General features: G+C 38.9%; 7 protein-coding genes. 5 read left to right on the top strand and 2 right to left on the bottom strand.

The genetic code is table 11. From position 1 onward, the window contains the following. The first annotated feature begins 7 nt into the window (after window positions 1–7). On the top strand, window positions 8–1,444 hold the full coding sequence (locus AC1DNH_RS04915) for a SusD/RagB family nutrient-binding outer membrane lipoprotein (RefSeq protein WP_477609569.1): 1,437 nt from the start codon (window positions 8–10) through the stop codon (window positions 1,442–1,444). A 143-nt stretch (window positions 1,445–1,587) separates the two neighbouring features. Here AC1DNH_RS04915 and AC1DNH_RS04910 read toward each other — a convergent pair whose 3' ends face one another. After that, window positions 1,588–1,788, bottom strand: coding sequence for a hypothetical protein (locus AC1DNH_RS04910; protein ID WP_036670470.1), 201 nt, complete (start codon window positions 1,786–1,788; stop codon window positions 1,588–1,590). A 432-nt stretch (window positions 1,789–2,220) separates the two neighbouring features. Here AC1DNH_RS04910 and AC1DNH_RS04905 point away from each other — a divergent pair, with 432 nt between their 5' ends. Together AC1DNH_RS04905 and AC1DNH_RS04900 are read left to right on the top strand one after the other, a co-directional pair. Continuing rightward, the gene (locus AC1DNH_RS04905) at window positions 2,221–2,367 is read left to right on the top strand and encodes a hypothetical protein (RefSeq protein WP_477583258.1); all 147 of its coding nucleotides are present in this window, start codon (window positions 2,221–2,223) and stop codon (window positions 2,365–2,367) included. Window positions 2,368–2,381: 14 nt separating this feature from the next. Continuing rightward, window positions 2,382–4,592 (top strand): alpha-galactosidase, encoded by a 2,211-nt coding sequence (locus tag AC1DNH_RS04900; protein WP_477625222.1) that lies wholly within the window; start codon window positions 2,382–2,384, stop codon window positions 4,590–4,592. A gap of 334 nt (window positions 4,593–4,926) precedes the next feature. Here AC1DNH_RS04900 and AC1DNH_RS04895 read toward each other — a convergent pair whose 3' ends face one another. Continuing rightward, a complete protein-coding gene (locus AC1DNH_RS04895; RefSeq protein ID WP_477625221.1) occupies window positions 4,927–8,922 on the bottom strand; it encodes a hybrid sensor histidine kinase/response regulator transcription factor in 3,996 nt (1,331 codons plus the stop codon). 557 nt (window positions 8,923–9,479) lie between these two features. Here AC1DNH_RS04895 and AC1DNH_RS04890 point away from each other — a divergent pair. Beyond that, window positions 9,480–9,947 (top strand): CHRD domain-containing protein, encoded by a 468-nt coding sequence (locus AC1DNH_RS04890; RefSeq protein WP_477580867.1) that lies wholly within the window; start codon window positions 9,480–9,482, stop codon window positions 9,945–9,947. A 23-nt stretch (window positions 9,948–9,970) separates the two neighbouring features. After that, window positions 9,971–12,805, top strand: a complete 2,835-nt coding sequence (locus tag AC1DNH_RS04885) for a SusC/RagA family TonB-linked outer membrane protein (RefSeq protein WP_477608059.1) — start codon at window positions 9,971–9,973, stop codon at window positions 12,803–12,805. Window positions 12,806–12,807 lie beyond the last annotated feature (2 nt).

Raw genomic sequence — 12,807 nt, 5'->3', positions numbered from 1 at the left:
TACCATCATGAAAAATAAAAAACTATATATACTGGCTATTCTGGCAATTGCATTTTCATCTTGTAATAAAGAGCTTGATGAGGTAAATATTAATCCGAATGCTCCGGAAATTCCACAACCAGATTATTTACTTACTGGTACCACTAAAACTACAGCTGATACGTATTGGGGGGTAACCAATAACATGAACTCGAGTCTGCTTTTTGCACAACAATGGGCTAAAGTTCAATATACCGAAGAAGATCGTTATATCTTTTCTAACAGTAGTTTTACTTCGTTATGGTCTACCGGTTATGCGCAAAGTATTGCTGGCTTTAATAAAATTATCGAATTGGGCGATGCACAGGGCAATCCAAATTATAAAGGTGTAGCCCTGATACTGAGATCGTGGGTGTTTTTGTTACTTACCGATGCTTATGGAGATATACCGTACGCACAGGCTGGGAAAATCAAACAGTTTGTTACACCAGTTTACGATAAACAAAAGGACGTTTACTACGGTATTCTTAACGATTTAAAGACTGCACAGGCAGCTTTAGATCCAGCTTCAGGAAAAGTTATAGGGGGAGATGTGATTTATAGCGGCAATATTGCTTTATGGAAAAAGTTTGCCAATTCTTTACGCCTTCGTATCGCATTACGCATTGCAGATAAAGAGCCAGCTAAAGCTAAACAGGTAATAGATGAAATACTTGCAGAAGGTGGTACTTATATTAATAGCAAATCGGAGAATGCACAACTGTTCTACAGTGATTCACCTCAGCAAAATCCGGTAGCAGCCTCATTCGAAACCAGGAATGATTACCGGATCAGCAAAACCATTGTGGATAAACTTTTTGCACTAAATGATCCTAGGTTACCAGTTTATGCAAGCAAAACTGATAATGCTACACCTCAAACGTATGTAGGCATTCCGAATGGCTCAACAAATTCAGAAGCCAGTGCAATAGGTTTGGCAAATTCTTCCAGACCAGGAACTTATTTTTTAGCACCAAAAGCACCTGCTGTGATTTTTAGCTATGCCGAACTGCTTTTTGATAGGGCAGAAGCAGCTGCAAGAGGTTTTACTGCCGAAAATGCCGCTGATCTGTATAAACAGGCCATCAGGGCATCATTTGATCAATACAGTATTGGTGGAAGTGTTGTTGATGATTATATTAATCAGACTTCAATACAATATGATGCAGGTAATTATAAAAAATCAATCGGTGAACAAAAATGGATCGCTTTATTTGGTCAGGGGTTAGAAGCCTGGACAGAGCAGAGAAGGTTAGATTATCCGCAATTAACTGCATCTGTTAATACCGTGTTGAATGGCAAAATTCCGGTACGTTTTATTTATCCAGGTTCTGAACAATCGTTAAACGGACAGAATTATAAAAATGCGGTGAGCAGTCAGGGTGCAGATTTATTAACCACCAAACTTTGGTTTGATGCTTTTTAATCCGATAGTGGTAATAGTGGTGTCAGATGTTGCCATCTGACACAAAAAACAAAAACGTCCCGGTTTAAATCGGGACGTTTTTGTTTGAAATTTTAAAGAAAGAGGTATCTCGTGTGTTGGAGTTCCTGCTTTCTTCCAGGTATTCATCTGGCTAAGTCTTCGGCAGCATTACTTGCCCTGTTTTTCAGATCTTCGGTATATCCTTTTGCTTTATCTACCCATCCCGGAGCCTTATCCAATAGCTCATCAACTATCGATTGGCCGGTAATTGGATCTTTCTTCGTGATATATTTTACACCGGCATAAACTGCGGCGCCAATAATTGCTGTTTTTAAAATTCCCATGTTCTTTCTTTTTTTTCTTAATTAAACATTTTGAGACCGTTAAAAGTTTTAGACAATTTCTTATACCGGTTGTTACATATTGTTGTTGCATGGCGCATTTTTATTCCGCTCATTTAACATTATTTTGTCGCTGTACTGCAGGATATTACGTATAATACGCTATTTATTCATTGCAATTACTAAAGTTAATAATGCCGGATAATAACAGCTGGCTTCACATTAAAAAAAGAATTTAGCTCGTTTCTCAGTTCCAAATGATTGCTTTTTAAGCAAGTAATTGCGTGGCCGGCTTGCCTCGCCATGATGAATTTTCTTAAATGCCATCGATAAACATCTGGTATGGCGATAAAAATTTTACAGATTATCACTATTAAATTTATATATTTCGAGCAAATTAACCTCCAGTAAATCGATTAAACCAAATATTGCTGCATGAATAAGAAAAAGCTGTTCAATGAAATTAAGGAGTTGAGCATCATAAATTCTTTCTCGAAACACGAACAGCTTGTACAGAGAATCATCAATGGCCTAAACCATAAGCTGATTGCTAAGGGAGATATTTTGCCTTCACCCGATTAACATTGAAAACACAAATGAACAAGTCAGATCAAATTACCGGTTACATCAAGCATGGGGCATTGGCGATTACCATTTCACTCTTTACCGTTGGCAATATTAACGCCCAAACCATTATTCCTATTGAAACCGCGCACAATGCCGTGGTATTACAGGCCGATGTAAAGAAAGATGTAAACACTATCTTTTTTGGAAAAAAACTGGCAAATAAGCAAGAATACGCCCAAGTTACTGCGCAATATAAACAGACTGAAGATTATACTGGTCAGCTAAATTCGGTGTATACACCTTCAGGATCAAGGAATTTGGTAGAACCAGCTATTAGCGTTACCCATGCCGATGGCAATAACTCACTCGATCTGAAATACGTTGATCATACCGTAACGGCTATTGATAATAATGTGAGTCTACTTAAAATCAGGTTGAAAGACCCGGTTTACAATTTCGAAGTCACCATGTTTTATAAGTCTTTTTATAAACAAGATGTAATAGAACAATGGACGGAGATTAAACATAATGAGAAAGGTACAGTGGTATTACATAAATACGCCTCGGCCAATCTGCACTTAAAATCACCACGTTTTTGGTTAAATCAGTATCATGGCGATTGGGCCAAAGAAATGCAGCCAGAACAAAGTGAAATTACCCATGGTATTAAAACTTTGGATAGCAAACTGGGTACGAGGGCAAATTTGTTTCAACCTTCTGTTTTTATGATTTCGTTAGATAAGCCTGCTGAAGAAAATGAAGGCAATGTTTTGTATGGTGCGATGGAATGGAGCGGTAATTTTAAGATCGATCTTGAGCTGGATTACCAGGATAACCTCCGCATTATTGCCGGAATGAACAATTATGCTTCGCCATACAGCTTAAAGCCAGGTGAAGTTTTTACAACCCCTGCTTTTTTGTACACTTTTTCTGATCAGGGAAAAGGAGACGCCAGTAGGAAATTGCAAGATTGGGCACGTAATTATAAGATATTAGATGGAAAGGGTAGCAGATTAACCCTTTTGAATAACTGGGAAGCTACTTATTTCGATTTTAATGAACAAAAATTGGCCGATTTGTTAAAAGATACCAAAAAACTGGGTGTCGATTTCTTTTTACTTGATGATGGTTGGTTCGGGAACAAATATCCACGTAACGATGATCATGCCGGGCTTGGCGATTGGCAGGAAAACAAGAAGAAATTGCCAAACGGAATAGCATCTTTAGTAAAAGAGGCCGATAATGTAGGAACCAGATTCGGAATTTGGATAGAACCCGAAATGGTTAATCCTAAAAGCGAACTTTATGAAAAACATCCAGATTGGGTGGTAAAACAGCCGAACAGACCTGAATACTATTTTAGAAACCAATTAGAGCTCGATCTGAGTAACCCAAAAGTACAGGATTTTGTTTTCGGTGTGGTAGATGGTCTGTTTACCAAAAATCCTAAACTGGCTTACATTAAATGGGATTGTAATGCCGTAATTTACAATGCATACTCCGCACATTTAAAAAATCAATCTCATTTTTACATCGATTATGTAAGAGGATTGTATAGTGTATTGCAAAGAATCCGTGCAAAATATCCAACTGTGCCTATGATGTTATGCTCTGGTGGAGGTGGTAGGGTAGATTATGCTGCCTTACAGTATTTTACAGAGTTTTGGCCTAGTGATAATACCGACCCATTAGAGCGCATATTTATGCAATGGGAATACTCTTATTTTTATCCGGCCATTAGTAGTTCCAACCATGTAACCGATTGGGGAAAACAGCCAATAAAATTCCGTACCGATGTAGCCATGATGGGTAAATTGGGTTTCGATATCGTAGTGAGTAAATTACCTGAAAAAGAGCTTCAGTTCTGTCAGGAGGCCATTAAAAACTATAATGATGTAAAACAAACGATCTGGCAAGGCGAACAGTATCGTTTGGCTAATCCACGTACCGGTAGCATAGCATCGATGTTATATGTAAATGCGCAAAAAACAGAAGGGGTAATTTTCAATTACCTGGTAAACTTCCGTTATGGTGAAAATAGTAAGTATCCGATTAAATTGAACGGTTTAGATGCGACAAAGAAGTACCACATTAAAGAAATTAACCTTTATCCAGGAACAAAATCATCAATAGATGCTACTAAAACCTATACTGGCGATTTCTTGATGAAAGTGGGCTTTAATCCTATTCTTAATGCTACAAGAACTAGTGTGGTGCTAAAATTGGAGGAAGCAAAATAGTACGGCTCGTCTTTAAATATAGTCCGTCATTGCGAGAAGGCTTTTTCAGCCGACGAAGCAATCTTACAACTATCACTGGTAGCGAGCACTTTAAGATTGCTTCGTCGTTCCTCCACGCAATGACGATTCTTCGCGAGGTAAGATAACAAAAGGATGCCTAATCCGTATTCTATGTGTTGGTGGCCCACCAAACAATTATCCTTAATTCAACTCTTACAATTGGTCATTCTGAATGAAATGAAGAATCCTTTAATTCACGATATAGGCCCTTCGACTACGCTCAGGGTGACAGACCAAGGGAGTCGACGGAAGACTTCAGACTACCGACTGAGGACTAACCTTCATCCTCTCCATTCATAAACGCCCGCGGACTTTTTCCAAATTGTTTTTTAAACTCCCTGCTAAAATATTTTGGATCGTTAAAGCCAACCTGATAAGCCACTTCATAAATGGTAAACCTATTTTGTTTAAACAGCTCCATCGCTTTCTTTAAACGGATCGATTTAACGAAATCATTTACGGAGAGGTTAGTAAGTTTTCTAATTTTTTTATACAAAATAGGCCTACTCATACCAACCATTGAAGCTAATTCAGATACCCCAAAATCTTCATCGGCGATATGTTCATCAATGTATTTTAAGAGTTTTAGCATAAAAGCTTCATCAATGGCATTTATGGTGAGCTCTTTCGGCTGTAAATGGATGTGTTTCAGGAATTTTTGACGCATTGTCTGTCTCGACATCAGTAGATTGCGAACATTCAGTAAAAGCAATTCAGGACTAAAAGGTTTGGTGATATAAGCATCGGCTCCTGTTTCCAAGCCGCTAACCTGGTGGATATGAGAAGAACGGGCTGTAAGGATAATAACAGGTATGTGGCTGGTCCGTTCATCTTCCTTAAGTCTGCGGCAAAGCACTATACCATCCATTATCGGCATCATAATGTCGCAGATAATCAGATCGGGCAGCGTTTCTACTGCTGTTTCCCAACCCATTAATCCATTTTCACTTTCCGCTATCTGGTAATGTTTGCCAACCAGTGATGTAATTAGTAGTCTGATTTCGCTATTGTCTTCCACCACCAATATGGTTTCGGTTGAAATATCAGTTTCTTTTTCGGATTTTAAAATTGCTACCGCTTGTTCTGCTTGTTGCGTATAGATATCAGGAAGGCTTGAATAATCTTTTACACCATCAAAAAGAGCCGTTTTAAAATGTGATTTCCCTTTCTTTAATCTTACGGTAAAGTTGGTGAAACCACGCTCGCCATTTTCAGCAGGTGTGCTTTCTACGGCAATATGCCCTTTGTGTTCCTCTACAATTGCTTTAGAAAGTGCCAAACCTATTCCCGAACCGATTTGATTTGAATGTTGCTCATCTACCTGGAAATAATCGCTAAAAAGATTCTTTAAGCTTTCTGCAGGTATGCCCAACCCATTATCTGAAATGCTAATCGCTACTTCATTCTCCATTTCCAATAGAGAAACAGATATTTTGCCACCTTTATTGCAGAATTTAAAGGCATTAGATAACAGGTTAAACAATACTTTTTCGAGCTGCCGTTTATCAAAAAACAGACTGATGTTTTCCTGCTCGTGTACAAACTCGTACTGTATATCATTTGTTTGGGCGAGATGAGAGAAGGAGATGAAAATTTCGTTAATAAAATCGACAATATTATCTTCTGTAACATGTAGGGTAAGGTGCCCGGTTTCAGCTTTTCTAAAATCCATTAATTCGGTAATAAGCCGCATTAGCCTATTTGCATTATTTTTTATAGGAATAATCTGCCGATTTAGCTCGGTATCGGTTTGATATTGCTTAGAAAGATTTTCTAACGGGCCAAGAATTAGGGTAAGTGGTGTTCTGATTTCGTGGGCCACATAGGTGAAGAAATTCAGTTTCATTTTCTGGATGTCTTCCGTACGTTTAAGCAGGGCACGTACAAAAAGATAACGTACAATTAAAAACAGTAAGCCCGAAAAGAAAGCCAAATAAATAAGATAGGCCCACCAGGTAGCCCAAAAGGGTGGAAGCACCGTTATTTTAAGGGTTGCAGCTTTGCCACCAGGATTGCCATCATTATTGCTTCCTGTAACCATAAAGGTATAATTGCCAGCAGGAAGATCGGTATAGGTAACACTGGGTACATCGGTTTTTACCCAATTTTTACTATGACCTTTGAGGATATAACGGTAACTGTTTTTTTCTGGTTTAATGTAATTTAATAAGGCAAAACCGAGGCTGAAATTGTTGTTGTCGTGTTTAAACGTAATTTGTTTGGTGCTTTTGATATCTTCCTTTAACAATCCATCTGGTGCATTTACTGCTACGGGTTGATCGAATAGTTTGAGTTCGGTAAAAGTGACTGGTGCAACATTCTTATTAATATCAATTTGGCTGGGATAAAAGGCCGTTAAACCATCGTAACCGCCAAAAAATAATTCGCCTTTACTATCTTTTAAAAACGATCTGATATTAAAATCGTTACCCGCTAGTCCATCACTTTTGGTATAATTAATAAACTTTCCTGTTTTGGTAACCAATTTGGATAATCCCTTATCTGTACTGATCCACAAGTTATTTTCCTTATCCTCAATTATTCCCAATACATTACCATTTGGCAGGCCATCCTTTTCGCTGTAGTTCCTGAATTTTCTGCTTTTATTATCAAAAATGCTCAAGCCTCCAAAAGAAGTTCCAACACAAATATTTCCATTTTGTATTTGAATGATGCAATTAATATAATCTGAATTTAAACTGCCTGCACTGTTCTTTTTCTGATCATGATAATAGGCTGTAATTCTTTTAGTAGATGGGTGGTAAGCATATAATCCGGCCTTGGTTCCAATCCACAGATTTTTAGCCTTATCTTCAAATATAACCTGGATGTAGTTGTTCCTCAGGTACTGCTCTAAAGGGCTTTTAACAGTTGTAGAAGCATATTGTCCATTTGTTTTTTTTAATGTAGATAATCCATCTTTGGAGCCTACCCAAACAGTACCATCGCTATCTTCAGTTATTGCAATTATTTCGGCGCCACCCAGGTTGTTTTTTACATCTTTAACATTAATTATTTTTTTGAAATTATGGCCTGAGGGGCTAAATACGTATAAGCCCCCGCGATGTGTACCCACCAATAATTGACCTGTTTTATCAAGACAGAGCGTTTTAATTAGGTTCGAATTGAGTCCATTGCTGTTATTTGGTTCCGATTTATAGTAGGTAAAGGTGTTGTTGCTCCTGTTTATATAATTTAAGCCGCCGCCTTCGGTACCCACCCACAGGTTATGGTATCGATCTTCGGCTATGGCACTTACAATGTTGCTGCTCAAGCCCTGGTGTTTTTTCGAATTCCGGAATACGGTAAATGGTGTAGCAGATGGATAGACTACGTTTACACCTTTATAAAAGGTACCAACATACATCGAACCGTTTAAATCCTCAAAAATGCTATGGATGGAGTTTTGGCTTAAGCCGCTGCTCTGTTCAGGATCGTAACGATAATTGCTGAATTTTTGGTTAATGGGATCGAGGATACTTAATCCTTCCTGTGTACCAATCCAGATGTTGCCCGCTTTGTCGCAGGTTAGTTTTCTAATGTCGTTATTTACAATCGAATTTTGATCTGTAGCACTGGTTTGGAATCGTTTAAATGTTTTATGTTCGTAATCGAATAGATTTAAACCATTATACGTGCCTAACCATAGCCGCTTTTGTTTATCGATTACAATACTTTTTACAGCATTAGAACTGATGCTGTTCTTGTTATTGGGATTATGCCTGAAAATTTCGAAACGATATTTGCCTTTTACCTGGTAAATGCGCACTAAACCATTATAAGTGCCTACCCAAAGGTTTTGTTTTTCATCTTTAAAAATCGAAAAAATCCAGTTGAGTGCAGATTTACGATTGGGCTTGTCAAAAAGAAATTTCTTGAAAATCTGCTTTTCAGCGTCTATCACCAAATTTAGCCCATTGTATGTTCCAATCCAGATGTTTTTTTGAGGATCTTCATAAACGCATTCTACCGAATCGCAGCTAAAGGAATGTACAGAGCTCCGTTTGTTGATGCGGAAAAAATGGTCGGTTTGTCCGTTGTAAATATTCAACCCGTTTTCTGTTCCCACCCACAACCTCCCCTTGGTATCGCTCAGTAGGGCCGAAATTACATTGTTCGAAATGCTATTTTGATTATCTGGGCTGTTGCTGTAAATTTTAAGGCGGTAGCCATCATAGCGGTTTAGGCCGTGCTGAGTACCCATCCAAATAAACTGGTTTTTGTCTTGCGCAATGGCCATCACCGAATTTTGCGACAGGCCATTTTCCATCCTAAGGTGGTTAAAAACAATAGGCTTCTGGGCACACAAAGAGGTGCAGATAAAAAGCATTGACAAAAACCATAAAGCGTTTAAACGCAGATTCATAAAATTAAGCTAGTTTTTTGGCCATCCTATAGCTAATAGTAAAATAGCTTTTGATGTATTTCCTTTAAATATAGCGTGAACTTATTAAAATATTGAAAGATTACAGTTTTTCTACCCTTTCATTTACAATTTTCGACCTTTTTCATTTTGCACCCAATTAGTTTTGGAAAAGCTAATGCAAGGTGATAAAAGAGCTATCATCAGTAGAAATTAACCATTCCTGTTATTGGCTTAACCAAATTTAACTAACAACCAACGCTGCAGTTAAATGTGATATCAACCTATCACAAAGCTGACAGTAAATATTAACCAAACCAACCATGAAACAAAAACTACTTTCACCAAAAGCAGTGCTTTTAAAATTTAGGGACTTGTATAGGCAGTTCTTGTTCGTACACGTGAATCAACAAAAATGGATGATCAACTAAATCAACGTCCTTAAGCAATCAACAACCAAATTTATGAACCTATTTACACTGAAAAGGCATTGCCTGATGCCTGCGCTTGCGCTGCTGTTTTTTAGCGCCTGCAAAAAAGATACCTACACCTCTGAAGTTTTTATTAAGAAACAATGGAAGGTAGACCTATCGGCCTCAAAAGTTTTGCCAGCCATTAGCGGGAGAACAGACCATGCCGTAGCGATGGTATACCTGATGGATAATATGGAAGTGCATTACGACATCTATTTCGACAAGGCACTCGAAAACAGTGATACCCCTGGAAGTGCCAAAATCTATCTCGGCACTGAAACCACATCGGGTGCAGTTTTTATCGATTTAAAAACACCTGCATTTAATGCCAACCGCGAAACTTCAGGATCGGTAGGAGTTGATGCGGCAACGGCCACAAAACTGCAGAGCGAAAAAATATATCTGCAGATTTCTTCTACCCAGCAACCTAATGGCCTGGTGCGCGGACAGCTTAATTAAATAGGAAACCTAAACCAAACAAAATGATTAAAATAATTACTTTTCAAAATCGGGTGTCGGGTTTTAGAACACTTTGCATAAGCTGTTTGCTTTTTGCATTGGGCAATAACATGCTTTACGCCCAAAAAACAGGCGACTCGTTGGTGAAAGATTCTGTGATGGCAAAATTACCTTTACAGGATAGGCATGTAGACCAATGGTTTAAAACCATATCAAAACTCCGTAATGTTGCCGGTACCACCACCATTTATAACGAAGATGTAAATACCACTCCGGTTTCTGACCTTACCAATGCCATAGCTGGAAGAATCCCAGGTTTATACAGTAACAGAAGTTCGGGCCGCACAGGGCCACTGTTCGATGTTTCTTCGTTTACACTTCGCGGCCAATCGCCCCTAATTGTGGTAGATGGCGTTGTGCGTTCGTTTACGAGTTTCAATTTAGACGATATCAAAAGCATAACTGTATTAAAAGATGCGGTTTCGGCCAATATGTATGGTTTAAGATCATCGGGCGGTATTGTTTACATCACCACCAAAGATAAATCGCTGGAAAAACCCTTCGAACTGAACTTTTCGGCGCAGTACGGCGTGCTGAACCAGTTTAAAAGACCAAATTTTATTACAGGTGGTAGTTATGCCGAACTATACAACGAAGCACAACAGAATACTTTTCCAGGCGCCACACCAACCTATCCGGCTGATTTAATCGCCGCTTATAAAAACGGCACCAATAATCCCTTTTTACAGCCCAATAACGACTGGTACAACAGTATTTATAAAAAGAACGCTGCACAACAACGTTACACCATCAATGCGGCAGGGAACGGCAAAAACTATCGCTATTATACTTCTGTAGAGCATTTCAGTCAGGATGGAAACTTTATTTCCGGTCCCGATAATAGCTACGAAACCACCAATTACTATAAGCGCTACAACTTAAGGACCAATGCCCAGATCGATTTTAACGATAACATCCAATTAGGGCTGAACATTTTTGCATCGATAGAAAATAGTAACGAACCAGGCAACCTGGCTTCAAATATCATGAACAGCATTTTTCAGACTTCGCCACTTGGTTACCCTGAAAAAAATCCGGATGGCACTTATGGTGGCAGCAGTCAGTACAGCAACAACATTTTGGCCAGTACCATTGCTTCGGGTTATAACAGTTTTAACGAACGTTCTTTAAATGCCGATGTAAGTTTAAAATTTAAGCTAGATGACATTACAAAAGGATTGTGGGCCAAAGGTTTGTTATCGATCAATAATTATTACCTGCAAACCATTTCTCGTAATAAAACTTTTGCTATTTATTATCCTGTCACCACTAGTACGGGTACCAGTTATACAAAAGTGGGCAGCGATGGTACCATTATTGCCAACAGTGGCGCACCAACCTTAGGCACGCAGAACAAGCAGACTTTTGTTAACGGTTTGTTGGGTTACGATAAAACCTTTGGCAAAAGCACATTGAACGTGCTGGGTACTTTTAACTTAACCAACCTGATTGATTCTTATACCCAGCTAAATCAGATTTATCAGAATGCGGGCATTAGTGCCAATTACGATTTCGATCAAAAATACCTTGCCGAAATTTCGATGGTTTACAGCGGATACAACCGTTATGCACCAGGCAAAAGATGGGGCTTTTTACCCTCGGCAGGTTTGGGATGGGTGCTTTCTAAAGAAGATTGGTTTAACAGTAAAGTTGTTAATTTTTTGAAAATACGCGGAAGTATAGGCGAAACCGCCTGGGCTGATCCAGGAAATTATTATACTTACTTACAGAATTATACTATCGGATCAACCGGTTATAACTTCGGCGCTACAGCTACTGCAGTTTCGGGCAGTTTAGAAAATGCTTTGAAAAACCCCAACATTACCTGGGAGAAAGCTTTAAAAGTTGATGCCGGAATTGAAGCACAGTTTTTAAAAAACCGTTTAAATGTAGAGGTTAATTATTACAATAATAAATATACCGACGAGCTGATTACCCCTGCAAATGGTTATGCTTCGGGAATTATCGGGCAAAGTTACCCAACCGTTAACGGCGGAAGCACCAGGTACAATGGGCTAGAAGCAAGCGTTCAGTTTGCCGATCATAAGAAAGATTTTTCCTACTTCGTTAAAGGCAATTTTACTTACGCCAAAAACAAGGTGATCAGTTTACAGGAAGGTAATTATCCTTACCCGTGGATGTACCGTGCTGGCCAACCTGGTACCACTTTTGGTTACGAGGCTATCGGTTTTTATCAGGTAGGCGAGGATATCAACAAAACTGCAAATATCCCTGGTTACACGCCAAGTCCGGGCGACATCAAATACAAAGACTTAAATAATGATGGCGTAATTAACTTTTTAGACACCAAAGCGCTTAATACCCGTCCGCTTTTCATTTTTGGTTTAAACTTTGGTTTTGCCTATAAAGGTTTTGATTTTAATGCTCTGGTTGAAGGCAGGTTACCAAGGGAGATCTACTACAATCCATCATCAATGCTCGCCTTTAACAACGGTTATGGTTATGTACTCGATTATACCACTGAAAACCGCTGGACACCGCAAAACCCGGTAAATGCAACCCTGCCACGTTTAACCCTCGGTAACGACACCTACAATACCCAAACTTCGAGCTTTTGGTACAGAAGAGCCGATTATATCCGCCTTAAAAATGTAGAAATAGGTTACACCGTGCCAGTTAAATTATTGGCGAGAGCAAAAATCAGCAAGCTGCGGTTTTTTGTTAACGGTTACAACCTCTTAACCTGGAGCAAACTCGATTATTTCGACCCCGAAACAGGTTTGTCTGGCTTTGCCAACTACCGCATTATCAATGGTGGTTTATCACTTAAACTATAAGC

The organism is Pedobacter sp. 01N310 (assembly GCF_056399805.1).
The sequence above is the reverse complement of the archived record's forward strand: the minus strand, read 5'-3'. Positions and strand labels throughout refer to the sequence as shown.

What these genes read in the sequence shown, in the direction of transcription:
- AC1DNH_RS04895 (WP_477625221.1), bottom strand. Translation starts at nt 8,922, where the DNA reads ATGGAAAATGGCCTGTCGCAAAATTCGGTGATGGCCATTGCGCAAGAC.
- AC1DNH_RS04885 (WP_477608059.1), top strand. Translation starts at nt 9,971, where the DNA reads ATGATTAAAATAATTACTTTTCAAAATCGGGTGTCGGGTTTTAGAACA.
- AC1DNH_RS04915 (WP_477609569.1), top strand. Translation starts at nt 8, where the DNA reads ATGAAAAATAAAAAACTATATATACTGGCTATTCTGGCAATTGCATTT.
- AC1DNH_RS04890 (WP_477580867.1), top strand. Translation starts at nt 9,480, where the DNA reads ATGAACCTATTTACACTGAAAAGGCATTGCCTGATGCCTGCGCTTGCG.
- AC1DNH_RS04905 (WP_477583258.1), top strand. Translation starts at nt 2,221, where the DNA reads ATGAATAAGAAAAAGCTGTTCAATGAAATTAAGGAGTTGAGCATCATA.
- AC1DNH_RS04910 (WP_036670470.1), bottom strand. Translation starts at nt 1,788, where the DNA reads ATGGGAATTTTAAAAACAGCAATTATTGGCGCCGCAGTTTATGCCGGT.
- AC1DNH_RS04900 (WP_477625222.1), top strand. Translation starts at nt 2,382, where the DNA reads ATGAACAAGTCAGATCAAATTACCGGTTACATCAAGCATGGGGCATTG.